Source organism: Bacillus sp. EB01 (assembly GCF_000613125.1).
In the GTDB taxonomy this organism is placed as follows: Bacteria; Bacillota; Bacilli; order Bacillales; family Cytobacillaceae; genus Bacillus_D.
This window is the reverse complement of sequence record NZ_HG964497.1, coordinates 784,262-803,807: the sequence shown is the minus strand read 5'-3', so window position 1 is coordinate 803,807 and position 19,546 is coordinate 784,262. Positions and strand designations below refer to the sequence as shown.

16 protein-coding genes are annotated in these 19,546 nt (G+C 44.5%); 8 read left to right on the top strand and 8 right to left on the bottom strand.

Annotation, left to right across the window (positions count from 1 at the left end; all coding sequences use genetic code 11):
* Positions 1 to 159 precede the first annotated feature (159 nt).
* Together TY16_RS03605 and TY16_RS03600 are read left to right on the top strand one after the other, a co-directional pair.
* Positions 160 to 1,578 (top strand): PAS domain S-box protein, encoded by a 1,419-nt coding sequence (locus TY16_RS03605; protein WP_043934472.1) that lies wholly within the window; start codon positions 160 to 162, stop codon positions 1,576 to 1,578.
* A gap of 238 nt (positions 1,579 to 1,816) precedes the next feature.
* The gene (locus tag TY16_RS03600) at positions 1,817 to 3,709 is read left to right on the top strand and encodes an alkaline phosphatase D family protein (RefSeq protein WP_043930387.1); all 1,893 of its coding nucleotides are present in this window, start codon (positions 1,817 to 1,819) and stop codon (positions 3,707 to 3,709) included.
* 53 nt (positions 3,710 to 3,762) lie between these two features.
* On the opposite strand, the gene TY16_RS03595 is transcribed toward TY16_RS03600, so the two are convergent.
* Positions 3,763 to 4,305 carry a DUF1572 family protein gene (locus tag TY16_RS03595; RefSeq protein WP_043930386.1) on the bottom strand — a complete coding sequence of 181 codons (543 nt, stop codon included), beginning with the start codon at positions 4,303 to 4,305 and terminating at the stop codon, positions 3,763 to 3,765.
* A gap of 139 nt (positions 4,306 to 4,444) precedes the next feature.
* Between TY16_RS03595 and TY16_RS03590 the strand changes: the two genes are divergently transcribed.
* Together TY16_RS03590 and TY16_RS03585 are read left to right on the top strand one after the other, a co-directional pair.
* On the top strand, positions 4,445 to 6,259 hold the full coding sequence (locus TY16_RS03590) for a monovalent cation:proton antiporter family protein (protein ID WP_043930384.1): 1,815 nt from the start codon (positions 4,445 to 4,447) through the stop codon (positions 6,257 to 6,259).
* Positions 6,260 to 6,372: 113 nt separating this feature from the next.
* Positions 6,373 to 8,319, top strand: a complete 1,947-nt coding sequence (locus TY16_RS03585) for a GTP-binding protein (protein WP_043930383.1) — start codon at positions 6,373 to 6,375, stop codon at positions 8,317 to 8,319.
* Between the two features lie 90 nt (positions 8,320 to 8,409).
* On the opposite strand, the gene TY16_RS03580 is transcribed toward TY16_RS03585, so the two are convergent.
* The 3 genes from TY16_RS03580 to TY16_RS03565 form a co-directional block, all read right to left on the bottom strand.
* Positions 8,410 to 9,249, bottom strand: a complete 840-nt coding sequence (locus tag TY16_RS03580) for an STAS domain-containing protein (RefSeq protein WP_052342575.1) — start codon at positions 9,247 to 9,249, stop codon at positions 8,410 to 8,412.
* 561 nt (positions 9,250 to 9,810) lie between these two features.
* Positions 9,811 to 11,154, bottom strand: a complete 1,344-nt coding sequence (locus TY16_RS03575; RefSeq protein WP_043930381.1) for an RNA-guided endonuclease TnpB family protein — start codon at positions 11,152 to 11,154, stop codon at positions 9,811 to 9,813.
* Between the two features lie 604 nt (positions 11,155 to 11,758).
* Positions 11,759 to 12,889 carry an NAD(P)/FAD-dependent oxidoreductase gene (locus tag TY16_RS03565; protein WP_043930379.1) on the bottom strand — a complete coding sequence of 377 codons (1,131 nt, stop codon included), beginning with the start codon at positions 12,887 to 12,889 and terminating at the stop codon, positions 11,759 to 11,761.
* Between the two features lie 202 nt (positions 12,890 to 13,091).
* Between TY16_RS03565 and TY16_RS03560 the strand changes: the two genes are divergently transcribed.
* A complete protein-coding gene (locus TY16_RS03560; protein ID WP_081772865.1) occupies positions 13,092 to 14,009 on the top strand; it encodes an NAD-dependent epimerase/dehydratase family protein in 918 nt (305 codons plus the stop codon).
* A gap of 42 nt (positions 14,010 to 14,051) precedes the next feature.
* On the opposite strand, the gene cysC is transcribed toward TY16_RS03560, so the two are convergent.
* Genes cysC through TY16_RS03545 form a run of 3 tightly spaced genes read right to left on the bottom strand, consistent with a single transcriptional unit; the run spans position 14,052 to position 16,566 of the window.
* Positions 14,052 to 14,645: an adenylyl-sulfate kinase gene (gene cysC, locus TY16_RS03555; protein WP_043930378.1), complete on the bottom strand. Its 594-nt coding sequence runs from the start codon at positions 14,643 to 14,645 to the stop codon at positions 14,052 to 14,054.
* Entirely contained in the window at positions 14,638 to 15,801 is a 1,164-nt protein-coding gene (gene sat, locus TY16_RS03550; protein WP_043930376.1) for a sulfate adenylyltransferase, read from the bottom strand. Before sat ends, cysC begins: the two co-directional genes overlap by 8 nt.
* A gap of 42 nt (positions 15,802 to 15,843) precedes the next feature.
* Positions 15,844 to 16,566, bottom strand: coding sequence for a phosphoadenylyl-sulfate reductase (locus tag TY16_RS03545; RefSeq protein ID WP_043930375.1), 723 nt, complete (start codon positions 16,564 to 16,566; stop codon positions 15,844 to 15,846).
* A gap of 188 nt (positions 16,567 to 16,754) precedes the next feature.
* Here TY16_RS03545 and TY16_RS03540 point away from each other — a divergent pair, with 188 nt between their 5' ends.
* Genes TY16_RS03540 through TY16_RS03530 form a run of 3 tightly spaced genes read left to right on the top strand, consistent with a single transcriptional unit; the run spans position 16,755 to position 18,604 of the window.
* Entirely contained in the window at positions 16,755 to 17,492 is a 738-nt protein-coding gene (locus tag TY16_RS03540) for a 2-phosphosulfolactate phosphatase (protein ID WP_043930373.1), read from the top strand.
* Positions 17,440 to 18,192, top strand: a complete 753-nt coding sequence (locus TY16_RS03535; protein ID WP_043930372.1) for a phosphosulfolactate synthase — start codon at positions 17,440 to 17,442, stop codon at positions 18,190 to 18,192. The genes TY16_RS03540 and TY16_RS03535 overlap by 53 nt, the downstream gene beginning before the upstream one ends.
* A 13-nt stretch (positions 18,193 to 18,205) precedes the next feature.
* On the top strand, positions 18,206 to 18,604 hold the full coding sequence (locus TY16_RS03530; protein ID WP_043930371.1) for a VOC family protein: 399 nt from the start codon (positions 18,206 to 18,208) through the stop codon (positions 18,602 to 18,604).
* A 594-nt stretch (positions 18,605 to 19,198) separates the two neighbouring features.
* Here the strand turns inward: TY16_RS03530 and TY16_RS03525 are convergent.
* Entirely contained in the window at positions 19,199 to 19,522 is a 324-nt protein-coding gene (locus TY16_RS03525) for an antibiotic biosynthesis monooxygenase (protein WP_043934469.1), read from the bottom strand.
* Positions 19,523 to 19,546: the final 24 nt, after the last annotated feature.

Genomic DNA, 19,546 nt, shown 5'->3' with positions numbered 1-19,546 from the left:
AATAGGATAGGACAAACAATCTATTTCTTGTATAATAAAAGTGAAAATCTGGATATAGCTGCTGGAAAAACCACAGAATACCCTTACATCAAAGAAAATAATCCTGAATTATTTAATAGGAGCCTCTATACTGCTTTTTTTGAAAGGAAGGTTAGGGAATTGTTTAATACGGAGCAAGCACAAGCAGGATCGATTTACTCTAGTAAGCATTATGAGGCCGAAACGCTGCAGTTGGCCCTCGCATATGCCAAGGAATTAATTTCACGGCATACCGCTGATGGCTTCTTTACATATGTCTCCCCCTCGATTTCAACGCTGCTTGGCTTTTCCCAGGAAGAAGCAGTTGGCCAAAGTATTTTTTCACTTTGCCATCCGGATGACAAAGCAACGGTCAATCAGCTTTTCCTTTATTTGTGGAATAGCGATAGGCGCGTCCGCTTTCGGATCCGCAGAAAAGAAGGCGACTATATTTGGCTCGAAACAAGCAGCGCCAAAGCTGGTGAGTTAAATGAATTCCTATTAATCTCCCGGGATATTACCACACAAATGATCATGGAAGATGGAATCCTTGAAACACAGGAGCGTTATCGCCTGCTTGTTGAGCACTCCAGGGATTCGATCGGAATGGTGACCGATAAAGGCATCTGGACATACATTAACAGTGAAGCCAAGAAGCTGTTTGGTTTTGCCAGCGCCAAGGAAGCGATTGGCACCTCTCTATTTGAATACGTCCCCTTCTCAGAATATCCACTCCTCACAAACCACCTGAAGGAAATGCGGAATATACATTTTGACTTGACGATAAAAAGGACTGATGGTGACCTTAGGAAGGCCCAGGTATCACTGATTCCGATGACGTTTAAGAACAGGAAGATTTTTCAGGTCATCATTAAGGATATTACTGTCCAGAAGGATACGGAGGAAAAGCTGCTGCAGGCTGAAAAACTGTCCTTCGTCGGCCAGATGGCGGCAGCGATTGCCCATGAGATTCGCAATCCGATTACATCGATTAAGGGCTTCACCCAATTCCTTAACGAAAAGGAACCAAATGAGTATTGCCAGGTTATCCTCAGTGAATTGGATCGACTTGATGGAATCGTCAATGATTTATTGGTACTTGCCAAACCTCCGTTGAATAAAACATCGGTCTGCAACATTGTCCATCTTACGCAAAACGTTCTGGCTCTCCTAAAGCCTTTTACCGAGATTGAAAATATTACATACATTGAAAACTATGAAACTGCGGAAATGCTTGTCCAGTGCGAGGAGGATAAGCTGAAGCAAGTTTTAATCAATATCCTTAAGAATGCCATTGAGGCGATGCCTGCCGGGGGTACTATTTTTGTATCCATCAAGCAAGAGGAAAATGCTATCTGGCTGACCATTGAGGATGAAGGCCCTGGTATTGAAAAAGAAAACCTTTCGCGAATTGGCGAACCTTTTTACAGTACAAAACAAAACGGAACAGGGCTTGGACTGATGGTGTGCAAGAAAATTATTGAGGAGCACGGCGGAAAGCTCCTTATCAGCAACAGGGAAAGTATTGGGACTGCGGTGAACATTCTGTTCCCTGCTTAAAGGTAAAAACTAATATGTAAGAACCCCAGGCAGCTCTATAACCTGGGGTTCTTTTGTTACAGGAAAAAATACCTTCCTAATTTGTATAGAAAAACAGGCTTTTTATCCTATAAAATTTCACAAAATTCTTACATTGGTTAACCCGTTATTTATTCACCATTAACAACTGCCTGTTACCATATAACTTGAAGAGAAATGTCATTTAAACTATACAGCCTAAAAAGGAAGGAGCAAAGCTATGAATCATGAGATGAATGTTGATAAAAGCAGGAGAAAGTTACTGAAGGCATTCCTGGCTGGATCTGCCTTACTTGTTTTAGAAGGCGCATTTTCACCGCTTACTACGTTTGCAAAACCAGGAACCAGTAACAAAACTATAAAGACTGCCCGTTATGTAGCTGTACACCCGGCAGGAGTCGGCTTTACGCAATCTGTAGCGTCAGGTGATCCCACTCCATCAGGCGCCATGCTTTGGACCCGAATAAATCCTGAAATAACGGGGATTGAAGCTGTATCTGCTGACCACGTAGATCAAACTATTATTCAATGGCTGGAGAGCGGACGGAGTGGCGGAACAGAGAAAATCACCGAATTCATTGAAAATGGCCAAGCGGTTATGGTCGAGATTAGTAAGACCAAGGATTTCAGCGTTCCAGTCCTGACCGGCTTCTCCCCGGTATGGAAGGATTTCGACCATATTGTGCGGCTCGATGTTGACGGACTTCTTGAACCTTCAAATTACTATTATTATCGCTTCACGACGAAAAACGGGTTCATCAGCCAAACTGGCCGATTCAAAACACTTCCAGCTGAAACTGACGAAAGTCCTGTTAAATTTGCCTATATAACTTGCCAGGATTTTACAAATGGCTATTTTAATGCTTTGAACCATTTGGCAGATGAAGAACTAGATTTTGTCGTTCATGTTGGCGACTACATCTATGAATCTGTTGGTGACCCTGTCTATCAAAGCCCAATAGAAGGAAGGCAAATCGTCCTTCCTAGTGGAGGGACAAAGGCAAAAACGCTTGATGATTACCGAACTATTTACCGCATTTACCGGGAGGATGCAGATTTGCAAAAACTGCATGAACGGCATGCAATGATTGGCATTTGGGATGACCATGAATTTGCAAATGACACCTATTATCCGGCAATCGCCCCCGACGACAGCCTTAGCCCGGATCCGGAGCGGCGGCTCATTGCCAATCAGGTGTGGTATGAATATATGCCGGCCCGGGTAATGTTTGATAAGAATATGCCATTTGACCAATCAATACGAATCTATCGTTCTTTTAAAATTGGAAGGCTTGTCGAGTTGATTATGACAGACGAACGTCTATACCGCAGCCCCCATCCGTGCGGTCCGGCGACGACGGATAAATATTTCTCAAGCGGCTGTTCCGATATCGATAATCCAAACCGGTCAATGCTTGGGAAGGAGCAGAGGGAATGGTTTTTATCCAAACTTGCGTCCTCGGACGCTGTCTGGAAAATTTGGGGCAACGAGGTTCAATTTGCTGTCCTGAAATTGCTGGGACGGTACCTGAATTTGGATGCATGGGACGGCTATGATGCGGAACGCCAGAAAATTACCCGGCATCTGAAAACCTTCAATATCAAGAATGTCATTGCATTGACAGGTGACTTCCATACATTTAACGCGGCGCTCATGAAAGAAGATTACATACAGGACCCGGATTCCGAAGCAGTTGGGGTTGAACTGATGGTAGGTTCAATTACATCAAGCAATTTGCGGGAAGCCTTGCGGAATGCTCTGAATAATGTTCCTACGAACTCCAGCCCAATTCCCCTCCCTGTGCTCGATGAGATTATCAGTGTCCTTAAGGGGCGCTTAGGGATAGCGACGACATTGACCGCTGAGCTTTTGCTAAAAGAACTGCAAAGTATTATTAAAATCGAAAATCCATGGATTGAACTTTTTGATAGCACTACCCATGGGTATGCAGTTCTCGAGCTGTCGCAAACCAAGGCAATCTGGACTACATATACTGTCGACCAAATTGAAACGAAAGGCGCCCGGAAATCCTTGCACTGGCAGTGTGAAATTCCGCGTGATAAAGCAGAGCTAAAGGTTCTGGAATCGAATAATCTATTGAATTTATTCTAAAAAAGCGGGGATCTTCCCCGCTTTTGTTTTTACATAAGTTTGTGCTGAAACCGCTAGCTCTGTCTTTTGAATTGCTCCGAGTAAGCGTCTGTCCACTTCTCTGATTGCCCTCTGGCAATGCTTAATGTTTGCCAGCTGTCGCCTTTAATCATTTTTGCGATGTACACGATTTGTCCAACATGACCCGATTGGTGGACGACTGCGCGCTGTATCGCATTTATGGCCGAGTAGGGTTCGCTGCGGATCGTGATTGTCCTGGTAAGGTCATCATCTGTCATGCTTTCAAGTGTTTCGAACAGGATATTCCAGCCGGCATTCCAGGTTTGAAGCAGTTCTTCCTTTGATTTGAACGCTCCAACAAATTCTTCATCCCGCTTCCGGTCCGGCTTCTCACCGTCCTCAGTCAAAAAGGAGCTGAACCTTGACTTCAGGTTCCCACTCATATGCTTGATGAGAACTGCGATACTGTTTGATTCCCCGTTTGGAGCATAATGCAGCTCTTCAAGTGACAGCTGCCCCATCGCACGCTCTGCCTGTGCCTTCATTCCTTTGAAGCTTTCTGTTACAATTTTTAAAAAGTTGGTTTCTGTGTTCATTCCACATCTCCTTTCCTTGATGGTTAACTTTATTCCGCACCTGCGGCGGACTTCCCTCCTTTTTGAAAAAAGATTGTATTTCAGTAAAAACTATGGTATCGTTTGATTTTTTAAATACTCATGATAAAGAGGTGACCAAATGCAGGAACATGCATCTTTTACCGGACTTATGCTCGTGGTTTCTATCGCGTTTCTTATACCTATTTTACTGCACCGTTTCCGTCTTAAATTCATGCCTGTCGTTGTGGCTGAAATCCTCGTCGGTATCATCCTTGGACAAAGCGGTTTCGACATTATACAATCCGGTCCCTGGCTGGCAGTATTATCTACTCTAGGGCTTATTTATCTAATGTTTTTGAGCGGTGTTGAAATAGATTTCAGTGCTTTTAGCAAAAAAGGAAAATCATCGGAAAAACTCCCAAATCCTTTCCTTGTTTCGCTGATCATTTTTGGGCTGATGCTCGGGCTTTCATTTGCATTGGCTGAATTGATGAAATGGATGGGGCTTGTGAAGGACCCGTTTGTAATGGCAATCATCCTTGCAACGGTTTCGCTTGGCGTTGTCGTCCCGGTTTTAAAAGAAAAGAAACTGCTCAACACCGAACTTGGGCAGACAATCCTGCTAACGGCCGTGCTATCTGACTTTGTGACAATGCTCCTGTTTGTTTTTTATCTTGCTTCAAAAACGGAAGGCGGCTTAAGTCCAATCTGGATTTCAATCCTGTTAGTTTTCGTATTCATTGTTTATTTTGTTATTAAAAAAATGGACAATGGCAAGGTGTACGAGTCCCTGCGCCGGGGAACGACCCAATTAGGGACGCGCGGAACCTTCGCATTGATCCTTTTGTTTGTGGTACTGGCGGAAGCACTTGGTGCCGAAGCCATACTTGGTGCTTTTTTAGCTGGAGTTATTGTTTCGCTCCTATCGCCGTCGAAGGATTTTGTTCACCAGCTTGATTCATTCGGCTACGGATTCCTGATTCCAATCTTTTTTATTATGATTGGCGTTAACCTTGACCTCGGAGCTATTTTTAATGATCCAAACGTCTGGCTGCTCATCCCTGTCATGCTTCTTTTCATATATATTGCCAGGGTCATTCCGAGCCTTCTATTAAGGCGATATTATTCATGGACAGAAACAACAAGCTCGGGTATTCTGCTTGGCGCAACCCTGAGCCTGGCAATTGTTGTCGCAACCGTTTCCCTCGATTTCGGAATTATTTCGAATTCGGTTGCCAGCGCAATCATATTGGTTTCCATCCTTAGCTGTTTCATTTCTCCAATGATGTTCCAAAAGAGCATCCCGACTATTTCACCGGAGAAGCCACGCGTCTCCATGGTGGGGGCCAACACGATCACCCTTCCAGTCTCACTTGATCTTCAGGCTGAAGGATTTGAGGTCACTGTTTACAGTGCAGCACAAAACAAGCTTTATGATGAGGATCACAACTTCCCGATTGTGGAACTTGATGAACTAAACACAGAAACCCTGTTTGCGGACGGGGCCTTTTCGGTCGATGTCCTTGTGCTAGGAACGGGCGATGAAGAGAAAAATCTTGAATTCGCGACTTTTGCAAAAATGAAGGGCGTTGAAAGAATCATTGTACGGGCGGAGGTTCCCGAAATGCATAGCAAGCTTACCGCCGAAGGATATACCGTGTTTTCGACCACTATTTCTACACGGGTACTGATGAAATCACTCGTCGATAACCCAGGCATGATCCAAATGATTTCTCAACCTGGCACCCTGCAGCAGCTGATTGTCGGCAACAACCTATACCACGGGCTGCCGCTCCGCCAGCTGCCATTCCTTGGTGATGCTCTGATTGTAAAAATTTATCGTGGTGACATCCCGATTATTCCTCATGGTGATACAGAACTGCTAACTGGCGACCGGCTGATTGTTAGCGGGAGCTCGGGAAGCATACAGAGGCTTAGGGATGAATTGGGGTAGAGGAGTAAAGTTTATGTTTGCTAGACCCTAAATTATAGCGGCAGCAGATTCTCTTAATTGAGAGTCTGCTGTTTTTGCTATAATGGGTACATCTATTAGGCTGAGGTGCTTCTATGAAAAAAACAATCGGGATGTTTGCGCATGTGGATGCCGGCAAGACGACGCTTGCCGAGCAGCTGCTTTACCATACGGATGCAATTAGGCATAGAGGACGGGTCGACCACAAGGACACGTTTCTCGACCATCATGTTATTGAAAAACAAAGGGGCATTACTGTTTTTGCAGAGCAGGCGAGATTTACGTACCAAAACTCAGATTATTATTTGATTGATACGCCGGGGCATGTCGACTTTTCGCCGGAGATGGAGCGGGCGATTGCAATGATGGATGCTGCGATTATTATTTTTAGTGCCGTCGAAGGTGTTGAAGGGCATACAGAAACCGTTTGGAACCTTCTGAAAAAGCACGATATTCCCGTTTTCTTTTTTATTAATAAAATTGACCGGACAGGGGCCGACCCGGATCGGGTGCTCAAGGAAATTCGCAGCCAGCTTACCGGGGATGCGTGTGATATAGCTGGATTGCAAGACGATGGCCGAATGAAAGAAGTATTAGCCGAGTTCATTGCCGAACGGGATGACGAGCTCCTTGAACGCTATATGGAGGACGGCTATGAGCCAGTGCTTTGGCTGGAAACAATGCAAAAGCTGGTTCATGAGGGGGAGATTTTCCCTTGCATGAGCGGCTCTGCGCTTCAGGACGTTGGTGTTGCCGAGTTTTTGCAAAGGCTGGATATGCTGACGATTACTCATTACCAAACGGATCAACCATTTGCCGGACGGGTATACAAACTGCGCTACGATAAAAAAGGGACAAGGATTACATTCATTAAAGTGCTGGCTGGCACCTTGAAGGTCCGCGATGAAGTTCAGTATGGCGAAGAGTTTTTTGAAAAGATAACCGGGATACGGATATATAGCGGAAATAAGTTTACAACAGTCAACGAGGCCTATGCTGGGGACATTGTTGCTGTGACAGGATTATCCGAGGCTGCTGCCGGCGAGGGGCTTGGAACGTTAAGAGAATCTGCCAGCTACGAAATGGTATCCGCATTGAAGTCGAAAGTCATATTTGACAAGAGTCTGAACGCAAAGGATGTCCTCGGTAATTTTAAAAAGCTCGATGCCGAGGACCCCTCGTTGAATGTAAGCTGGGAGGAGCGCTCGCAGGACATCCATATCCATGTGATGGGGGTCATCCAGCTAGAGGTGTTAAAGCAGGTTGCTCATGACCGCTTTGGCCTTGATATCAGCTTTGCCGAACCTGAAATTTTGTATAGAGAGACAATTGACGGACCAGGGGTTGTCGGTTATGGCCATTTCGAGCCGCTCGGCCACTATGCCGAGGTTCATCTGAAGCTTGAGCCTGGTCCCCGAAACAGCGGGATTTCATTCGAGAGCATCTGCCATCCAAATGACCTTGAAATTGGCACACAGAATGTTATCCGAACCCATTTGTTCGAACGTGATCATCACGGGCTTTTGACAGGATCTCCTGTTACAGATATGAAAATTACGCTGTTGACTGGCCGGGACCATAACAGGCATACATCGGGCGGCGATTTCCGTGAGGCTTCCTTCCGGGCGCTGCGCCAGGGTCTTGAAAAAGCAAGAAATATACTGCTTGAGCCCTTCTATGAATTTAAGATAAAAGTTGAAGTGAATCATATCGGAAGAATTTTAACAGATATCCAAACAGCCCACGGCAGCTTTGACGCACCAGATGCACACGATAACTACACAATTGTAACTGGCAAGGTCCCCGTTGCCACATTCATGAATTATGGTCCGGAGTTTGCGTCAATTACTGGCGGAAAAGGCACACTGAACCTAGTGTTTGCCGGCTATTACCCTTGCCATAATCAGGATGAAGTAATTGAGCGGATTGGCTATAACAAGGATGCCGATCCCGACTATAGTTCATCATCAATCTTTTGCGCAAAGGGGCACGGCTATACCGTCCCATGGGATGAAGCAGAGGCAGAAATGCATTGTTTATGAAAGTTATAATGCGGAATGGTTGACTTTGAAATGGTATTAATTAAGACAACCTCCATCCTTATATCAGGATACAGGTTGTCTTCAGCTTACTTACATGGCAGCCCCATTTGAGTGGGTTAGCCTAAATGATTGCAATGCCTGCTGCAGGCTGGAAAAAGTATTAATTCTGGATGTGTCTATTCCGAGGAGAACCATAGTCTGGGCAATCTCGGGCCTAATTCCGCTCAATACTGCCTGAACTCCTAAAAGCCTCAGTGCATCAATGACCTGGAAGATTTGGTTTGCGACCATCGTATCCACAATCGGAACCCCTGATAGGTCAACGATGAAATAGGTGACACCAAGCTGAGCACTCTTCCTAAGTGATTCTTCCATTAGCAGCTTGGCCCGATATGTGTCGATGGTTCCAACCAGCGGCAGCACAGCCACTCCTTCTTCAAGGGGAACAACTGGAACCGACAATTCTTCGATTTCCCTCTGCGCCTTTTTCATCATGTCCTTATGATGTGCCACAAACGCAATGCTGAAGCTTTGGGCAGCCTTATCAATGATTCTTTGCAATTTTTTGTTCGCCTCATTATAATTACTCAGCGTCACTTTATTTTTCTGGCCTACTTCACATATAATTTCGGTCATTTCTTCGCGATAATAATTCAGTTCATCCAGCGCCATATCGATGGTCATTCCGAGTTCAGAACAAAATGCGCCGGTCTTTTTGCCCCATTCTTCAATCTTTGCCAGGGCAGTATCGAGATCATCAACGAGCAATTCCTCGTATAACCCAATCAGATTTACTCTTTGTTCCCGGAGCTGCTCTGAAATTGGTCCAAGCTGCTCAGGATACTTCTCAACTTGTTTATCGGTTATTTCATTGGCAAGATCTACTTTTATTTCTCTAATTCTATTAATAACACCTGAAAAATCATACATATCCTAAATCCCCCTTCCAACAAGGGATATTACCCTAACTTTTTTATCGGTAAACCACCTTTTAAAAACTTGAGATTTCCCCTGCTAAAAAGTGTATTTTTTCATAAAACAGGATAGGTTAGGGCTGAGTGGTACAGCTTCCACTCTTCATGATAAAACATGCCGGGGTTTTGGTTGCGATTCATTCATATAGCACTGAAAAGGCTGTCCAGACTCCCATATAAAGGATTTTTATAAATTTACTTTTATCATAAGGGTCAACTACCCCCACTGAGATAGAGCGTTTCAGTGGGGGCTTGAGTTAGAACTCTAGGTCTTTTCGTCCAACACTAGACAGATTGACGCTCTAGAATCCATGTCTCCTTACGGTGACACCCCAAGTATTTTTTAGGTCGGTACTGGCAACGGACGATCGTTTTCCCACTTGCACCCTCCCTACTATGAGTTAAGGTTCTCCGAATGGATTCGGCGAAGTCATAGCCTTGCGGACTATGTACTACAAGCCCCGGCACAAACATGCCGAATACTCTTGGATGGTTGACACACCCACTACGCTATGCACTAGGCAACAGCTTTACGTTTTTGCACTTTTAATACAGTTGGAGTTTTAACGTTGATCGTTTCGTGAAAGTCTACAACTTCCGATTTTCTCAACGTATTCAGCGCACCATTGATATCTGCATGGATACACTGACCAGCTTTGGAACGATACATTCCGCGAGTGATACGTTTGCCACTGAATGTGTAGGTGGATTTATCATTTTCTAACCAAACAGGAATCCTATCTTTATCCAAGAAACTTGCTTTGGACGTATAGCTCTCTTCCTGCTTCCTGAACCGGATGCCCTCTTTCATACATTTATTTTCGATGGCAGAGATCAACTTATTGAATGGAATTTGTACAAACGTCTGATTGTTCTTTTTCCCCATCTTACATTCTTGCTTCCAGCCGGCATTATACCCAACGACAATCGTATCGATAGTCAATCCTTTCACCTTTTTGAATAACAGGCCGACGGTTTGTGAGAAATATCCGTTGATTTGATGTTCACGTTTGTTCCAAAGTTCCGCAATTTGGTTGGTCACAACCCGTTTTGAAATCCCGTTTTCACTATTTTTTTGTTGCAGGTTGCTTATCTTCTTGTTGAAATATTGGTTGATGGATTTTAGTTCCTTGCCATCAATCAGAAAGGTTTCGCCATGATTCGTTGCACAACTTAACAACCGGTCTACACCTAAATCGCAGCTCAAAGCATGAACCGTGGTCGTTGGTTGTTTCTTCATTTGAGCGATTTGCACTTCATACGTGTAATGCACCTCAAAGAACCGACCTTTTTGCTTGGGCACAATTTCAATGTAGGAGATCCTCCTGTTTAACAAGTTTTTTGGCATACGTATCTTGATAGAACCGAAACGTTTTCTGAATTCAGTATTCATGGGAATTGCCCAAAACCCGTTTTTATCCACTTTAGGGACTTGAAAGATTTCGATCACGCGCTTTTCGGTAGATCGGGAGTATTTCGGAAATTTAGGACGGCCAGTGAATGTCTCAGGGTTTTCCTTCCACTTTTTCAACGCCTCGAAAAAGCTTTTTACTTCTGCATACAACGTCCTCCGAATAGCCTGGACGGAGTTCGATTGAACACCCCAATAGTTCACATCAGCCTGCATGGCAGCGTCTACTTCTTTAACGGTTGCAATTCGATTGTTCGTCAAATAACTTTGTTTCATCGTATATAATCCAACATTACGCAACGCTTTGGAACTATGTGACATGCGTTGAAGCAGGCGGAATTCCTTGGCGGTAAGACTCGCTCGTCCAATATTCTGTTTTTGAGTGAACCGTTGAATGGTTTCGGTTTTCTTTCGTTTACGCAATACCTTAACTGGTTTCTTTTTAGCCATTTTGCTCACCGCCTTTCCTGCCAGATAGATTGGTTTTCCTATCTATAATTATAGCAATAGGTTGGATGAAAGGCGAATGTTTGTTCGGTTTTAAATCAAAAATTTGTGAAAATTAGCTTCAGCATCGGCTGACGGCAATTCATCTCCACCTGAATTGTTGGGCTCCGCTCGTAACACAAATCAGATGGAGTCTTCTTGCCGAAAACGATAAATAGAGCGGAGTTAATAGCGTAGTCGACCACTCGGCCTTTTGATTGTCGGAAAAATACCCATACCAGTCTAATTTAATATGAAGATAGACGTCGGTCAGTAATTGGAAATACGTGGCCATACCAGTTGTGGCATATAAATCTATTAGGGGAATCCTTTTAGGCATAAAAAAAACAAGTAGAGGAAAAAGAATGGCACTTATTACTAATAGCCACATGTGAATGCCCTTCCCTTCAGCTATGCAATTATTCCTCTTAGTTTGTGCCAAGACAAAGGAATTATACCAAGGCCATTTTTATTAAATAAAGGATTTCCGAATGCAATCCAAAAGAAAGCGCAGTCTGCTTAATACGCTTTCCTGGCAACTGCTTTTTCATTAACCGAAGGCTGTTTTTTATTTCTCTTTCACAATTGCATTCCTTATGTCGTAATCGCTGAGATTGATATCCAGCTCGATATTGAGTGCAAGTTTTGCAAGCTGCAAGCCCAATAATGGTCCCATTGTTAACCCGGCTGCCCCAAGTCCATTGGCCGTAATAACCCCTTTCCAGCCCGGTATGAATCCTGCGACTGGAACACCTCCTGCAGTAAACGGGCGGAATCCAACTTTTCCTCCTAGGAATATACCATCTGCCAGGCCTGGGGCAATTTCCAGTCCATCAGTTAGATTTTTATGGACCCCACTTGCGGTTAACCGAGCATCATACCTGTCATTATCGCTTTCAGTCGTTGAACCAATTACGATCCTACTTCCGTCCAAAGGAACGATGTACTGTGTGGAAGGATCTATAACGGCCGGCCACTTTTCCATCTCTTTTGCATCGGGTAACTTTAGGTGGATAGTCTGTGCTTTCTCGACGTTTACATTAAAAGTAAGACTTATCGGCTTAAAAATTGCCTCTGCCCATGCGCCGGCACAAACTATGACCATATCTGCCATATAGCAATTACTTCCCACCTTTGCACCAGTCACTTGACTCCCTTTAAATTGGAGTTCCGCGTCTCCACTTATCCTAACGGCACGATTCCGTTCTGCAATACGAAGCAGCGAATTACGCAGGAGGCGTCCTTCTACAATGGCCGCCCCTTGAACAAAAACAGAGTGATAACCATCTGATAACAGTGGAAAGAGCGTACTGCTTATCTGTTCAGTGAGGCGGGAAATTTCTCCGATTTCCCGGGCATACCCTTCCCTTAACCTTGCCCGCTCTTCCAACTTCTCTATTTCCGACTCCTCGTGGTGAATAATAAGTGCACCGACTTTTTGGTAACCAACCTCCTGCTCGCCTTCTCTGTTTAATTCTTCCATCAGCGTTGGGAAATACCCTGCCCCAGCATTTGCCAACCTATACCAGGCTTCACTTTGCTCACCAACCAGCCAGGGACAAACAATGCCAGCAGCAGCCTCAGTTGCCTGTCCCTCATCCTCCCGGTCAATTATAAGGACCTCCGCACCCATCTTCGCCAAATGATAGGCTGTTGATGCACCAAGAATCCCAGCCCCAATCACGATAATTTTTTTCATAAACAGAATCCTTTCCCGACAAAATGAGCACTAATCTAGTATGAGAAAAAGAGCTTGAAATTATAAAGGAGACACCACTATTTACTAGGAAAGTCAGTTCAATAAAATGTAAGGAAGAGGAGATTCTAACAAAGGATGGCAGGCGAAGTAATTTTATAAAAACCATTCAAAAACAAAGACTTTTTAAAAGGAGCGAAGCAATGTGAAAAGGGTTGTTGTCACAGGTGCAGCAGGAAAAATTGGCCGGTGGACTGTCAGAACGTTTATGGAAGCAGGCTATGAGGTAATTGCCACTGACAGGAAATTGAGGGAAGAATCTGCTTCACCTAAATTCCTTCAGGTTGAATTGAAGGATTACGGCCAGGTTTCCCAGCTATTAAAAGGTGCATACGGAGTTGTCCATCTTGGGAACATTCCCACTGACGTAAGAAATACATCTCAGGCACTGTTTGAAAACAATATGCTAGTCAACTTTAATATCTTGGAGGCCTGCAAAGACCACCAGATTCCTAAGCTTGTTTGGGCCTCGAGCGAAACCGTTCTTGGTTATCCTTTTGTCGAAGAGGAACTTCACTACCTGCCAGTAGATGAGAAACACCCAACCCGAGTCAAGTCTTCCTATGCGATGGTAAAGCGGTTAACCGAAAACCTTTCACAGATGTTTTTTGATCTTTCAGGTAATAAGACGCAGATTGCAGCACTACGATTTGCCAATATCTATGAGCCTGACGAATATGAAAAATTGCCAATTATGCATTGGAATGATGAAAAGCAATGGGACCTTCAGAAGAAAAACGCTTGGGCTTACTGCGATGTTAGGGATGCTGCACAGGCTTGCCTGCTGGCCATTCAGAAAGATAATCTCGGAAATAATATTTTTCATATTACCGCCCCGGATACAATCATGCCGAAGCCGAGCCAGTACTTGGTGGAAAAATACTTCCCAAGCGTGGAACTAAAAAAGGACATTGAAGGATATGAAACATTGATGTCCCATGACAAGGCTAAGAAATTCCTCGGCTATAAGCCAAAATATACATGGCGGAACGTTTTGAACAGCGATGGAACAACGAAGGCTCTTCCTGAGGACCAAATGGCCCTATCAAAGACATCAATTTAGTTAAGAAAAGTTCCGGGGAAATTACCCGGAACTTTTCTCTTCTTAGATAAAGCCCCTCTCCCGTATATACTTGATGATACATTGCGCGGCATCAGCAACCATGCATTCCGAAGTATTGATGATAATCTCAGGATTCAGCGGGGGTTCATACGGGGAATTAATCCCTGTAAATTCCTTAATTTCACCATTCCGGGCTTTTTGATACAGGCCTTTAACATCCCTTTTTTCGCATACCTCAAGCGGGCATTGCACCCATACCTCAATAAATTCACCCTGTTCAAACAGCGCTCTTACGCTATCGCGGTCTTCGCGGAATGGGGAAATGAACGCAGTCAGGACAATTTGTCCGCTATCAACAAAAAGTTTGGAAACCTCACCGATCCGGCGGATGTTTTCAATCCTGTCTTCCTTGCTGAAGCCGAGCCCCTGGTTCAAGCCTTGGCGGATATTGTCCCCATCCAGTACATAACTCCTCACACCAAGACTATGAAGCTTGCGGTCAACTTCATTGGCAAGTGTCGATTTACCAGAGCCGGAAAGGCCGGTAAACCAGAGCACGAAGCTGTTATGGCCGTTTAATTTCCTGCGTTCTTCCTTAGTAATAGCGGCTGGGTGCCAGACTATATGCTCAGTCATGTTTAACCACCGACTCCTGAAGGCTGCCAGCCCGCTTTGTCATTCCCTCGATTAATATCTCGGCGACCTCTGGACGGCTGTACTCCTTAGGAGGCGCATCGCCATTATTGAGCATTGCCCTTACTTTTGTTCCTGACAAGGATACATGGTGTTCCTTGCCGTGAGGACATGTTTTGACAGACGCCATATTGCCGCATGCCTTGCAAAAATAGCTGTTTTCAAAAAACAGAGTTTGGATGCCAATTTCCTCTTTTTTAAAATTACTGAATATCTTCTGGGCGTCATAGGTTCCGTAATAATTGCCTACTCCGGCATGGTCGCGGCCAACGATGAAATGAGTACAGCCGTAATTTTTCCGGATAAGCGCGTGAAAAATGGCTTCACGGGGACCAGCATAACGCATCGCTGCTGGAAAGACGGATAGTAGCACTCTATCCTTCGGGTAATAGTTTTCAATAAGTGCTTTATAGCTTTTCATTCTGATATCACTTGGTACATCATCGGCCTTTGTTTCTCCGACAAGTGGGTGCAGAAATAGGCCATCAACCGTTTCGAGCGCACACTTTTGAAGGTATTCATGGGCTCTGTGAATCGGATTCCTCGTCTGAAAGCCAACAACAGTACTCCAGTGATTTTTCCTGAATAGCTCCCGGGTTTCCCTCGGGTCGCGATTTTCAGCTGGATAGGGGTTCTCTGGCCTCCTGACCATCACAATCGGGCCGCCAATGTAGACCTCTTCTCGTTCAAACAGTTTTTTTACCCCTGGATGCTCCAAGTCATCAGTCTTGTACACATGCCTTGCTTCCTTTTTCTTGTCTGGAATGAACTTGTCAGTAATCAACATCACCCCGTATACGACGCCATCCTTCTCAAGCCTGACAGTGTCTGTAGGTCCAATTTGTTTGGCGGCTGTCTTTGAAACTGCGAGTGTAATGGGGATGCTCCAAACGGTTCCATCCTCGAGGCGCATATTTTCTACAACTGACTGGTAATCTTTTTTTCCCATAAAACCTACAAGCGGGCTATAGGCGCCAATCGCAATCAATTCCAGGTCGCTGAGGGCCATCGCATCAAGTTCAATCGCCAGGGAATGTTTCGGGATCGGATACTCCTTATTCACAAGATTTACTAAAATTCCCCCATGGGGCTGAATCATGTCACTTCCTCCTAACATAGTCGTGTCAGCTTTTATAGACCGTTAACTGCTTCCGCTGGCATTATGCAGCCCGCATTCGGTTTTCTGGCTAGTCGCCCAGCGGCCGGAGCGCATATCCCCGCCATCTGTAACCGGTTTTGTGCATGGCTCGCAGCCGATAGATGGGTAGCTTTTGTCATGCAAAGGATTATAGGGAAGTTTGTTCAGCTCGATATACATCCAAATATCCTTCCATGTCCAATGAATGAGCGGGCAAATTTTTATATTTTTAAAGTTTTCATCTTTATTAATGAATTGAACATGCTTGCGGGTTTCGGACTGTTCCCTTCTCAGCCCGGATATCCAGGCACCAACTTGGCCAAGCTCGCTTGCAAGCGGCTCAACTTTCCTTATTTTGCAGCAAAGGTTTGGATTGCATTTCCACAGTTCCTTCCCATGGGCCTCTTCCTGGCTGCTTAATGTCATAGCTGGCTTCACCATTTTTATTGTAAAACCCGGATATCTCTTTTTTACCGAATCAATTAGTTCGTATGTCTCCTTAAAATGCAGGTCGGTGTCCAAAAAGAGAATCGTTGCATTTCTGTTCACCTTCGAAATAAGGTCAAGCAGAACAATACCTTCCGCCCCGAAACTGCAGGCGTAGACGATTTCATCTCCATATTCCTTGAAGGCCCACTTGAGGACTTCCATTGAATCCGCATTGCTTCCAAATACTTGCCCTGCCTTCTCTTCCTCCCACGTTTCATATGTTAAAGCCTTTCCCATCTCCATCCCCTCGCTATCTTCATGTGCCGGGGCACCCAACTAGGTAAAAACCTACGTACAGGTTATTCAATTTTCATAAAAAAGGTTCTTGCTGGTAAAAGCCTATTTCAAAAAATGAAATGGATTAGGTACGCATTTTCAATCTGGGCATATACTTTTGAAGAGATTTAAGGGATAGGAGTCCACAAATGAACGTGACTATTTTTCAAGGGCACAGCCATGATCTGCCTCCCTCCAACATTACAATTGTCATTGATGTGATTCGGGCTTTCACGGTTGCCCATTACGCCTTCCATCGGGGGGCAAAGGAAATCGTGCTTTCCGGGACTGCGGATGAAGCCATTCTTTTAAAAAAATCAAATCCTGATTATCTTCTCGCCGGGGAAATAGGCGGCCTTGCAATTCCGGGCTTTGACTTTGACAATTCCCCGAAAAGGATGGCTGCAGCCGACGTAGCGGGAAGAACACTTGTCCAGAAAACGACCAACGGTGTAAAGGCAACACTGAATGCGCTCGGTGCGGAAGCTATGTTAGTGACCGGCTTTTCCAATGCTAAAAAAACAGCGGAAGTCGCCAGAAAGCTGTGCGGGCCAGGAGCAACAGTAACGATCATTGCCTCCCATCCTGAAGGCGATGACGATCTTGCATGTGCTGAGTATATCAAAGCAATGATTGTTGGGGATAAATCTGTGGATAAGTCTGAAGTCGTTGAGCGAATCAGAGGATGCAGGCAGGCGGAAAAGTTTTTTGACCCGGACCAGCCTGAATTTATTGAAGAAGACATTTCTTTTTGCACAAACGTGCTGGATTGCGATTTTGTGATGTATGTGGACTGTTCGAAAAAGCTGCCACGATTAGTGAGGGTGAATGAGCATGAATTACACTGGATTGGACCTGCCCGCCCGGGAAAGAAAACCGAGGGTTAAAGGTCTGACGATATTGATTGACAACGGCATTCCCGAGGCTGTTTTTAAGGATACCATTAAGTCCTCCGCCAGCTTTGTTGATTTTGTTAAGTTTGGCTGGGGTACATCGGTTGTTACATCGAGTCTCGGAGAAAAAATTTTCTGTCTTAAGGAAAATGGCATCGACTATTTCTTTGGCGGGACTCTTTTCGAAAAATTTCTTAGCCAAAGCAAACTGGACGATTATTATTCCTATTGTAAAAGATACGATTGCAAATACATTGAAATCTCCAACGGAACACTGCCGATTTCCAATAAAGAAAAAGCCCGTCATATTGCCGATTTTTCGAAGGAATTTTGTGTTTTCAGTGAGGTAGGCAGCAAAGACAGCAGTGTCACAGCTGAATCGTCCGAATGGCTGGATTTCATCCATGAGGATTTCGAAGCAGGCGCCAGCAAGGTTATCACTGAAGCAAGGGAAAGCGGCACGAGTGGTATCTGCCATGCTTCTGGGGAAATGCGCTTTGATATTATTGAAGAAATTATCGGATCGGGGCTTGCCCTGGATAGGGTGATCTTTGAAGCACCAAATAAAAAAATGCAAACCTCTTTTATACGGATTGCAGGTTCAAATGTCAATTTGGCCAACATCCCATTCTCAGACGCGATTGCCCTTGAAACACTGCGGCTCGGATTACGGTCTGACACATTTTTCATCTAAAGGAGTTTTCAATATGAGAGATACGAATAAAGTATTCCACCTTGCGATTCCATGCAAGGACCTCGATGAAACAGTTGATTTTTATGAAAAGCTTGGCTGCCGCCTTTGCAGAAGGTACCATGACCGGGTTACCTTTGACTTCTTCGGCGACCAGGTTGTCTGCCATCTGAATCCAGACAAAATCGACCTTGTCCCGAAAATGTATCCGCGCCATTTTGGGATTACGTTTGTCGATCGCGACGAATTCGATCAGGCGCTCGAGCATGCACAGAAAAACGAGCTCCGCTTTTTCCAGGAGCTGATGGTCCGGTTTGCCGGCAAGCGGGAGGAACATGTCACCTTCTTCCTGATTGACCCTGCCAACAATTTGCTAGAATTTAAGTATTATCACGATGATAGTATGATTTATTAATAGGGAAAGGCCGGTTCAGTTTTTTTGTGCTGAACCGGTTTTTTTTCGTTTCCTATGTGGTAAATTCCTTGTTTCTTTATCGGCCTATAATTATGTCCAAGGAATCCTTCTTTGGCAATTCCGGATGACAGAGGCCCATTTAACAATTCTGTTAATCCGGATGATTTTTTACAATTGTTTACTAGTTTTATCCGGTACTTTTACTACTTATCCGAGATATTTTAAATATTTCCTAGGATTCACAACACATACTCGAGAATTTCATATTTCAGACACATCATTAAACATCGGAACAACCTCCAAGTAAACAAAGTGCCAGACAAACAAATTGATACGGAATCATTGGACACACTTTGGGCAGGAAGGGGATGCGAAATGATGCCAATAGCGCTTATTGGACTCATTTTGGGGAGGAAAAGAGGGTGAAATGGTTCCAATAGAGTTTATTGGAACCATTTCAACAAGAAACAAATACTGAAACGATGCCAATGGAAGTGGAAGCAAAATCGTTATTGCCTCTATATTCAAACATTGAATTAAAAAAGCAGTAAACCGTAATGTGATTGGCTGCTTGCATTACATCAATCCACTTATTCAGTTCGTTGCTGGCCCTTTTACAGCAGCAACTTCATACAATCCCGATTCAGAGCTGATGATATACTCAGGCTTCGGCTTGCCAAGGTTTGCTTTATGGCCGGCGATATGGGCATCGCTTTTTTCCCACTGTTTCCAGTATTGTTCGGATTCCCAGCGAATTTGGATGATGACTTCTTCCTCACCGCGGCGGACCTTTTTTACCATAATGGTCAGGTCTACAAATCCTTCCTGTTCCTCAATGATGCCGGGCTTGCTGAAACGTTCAACTACTTTTTCGGAATTTCCTTCTGTAATGGTCATTCTTCGCATTTGGACAAACATTGTACCATCCCCATTCATTTAGTG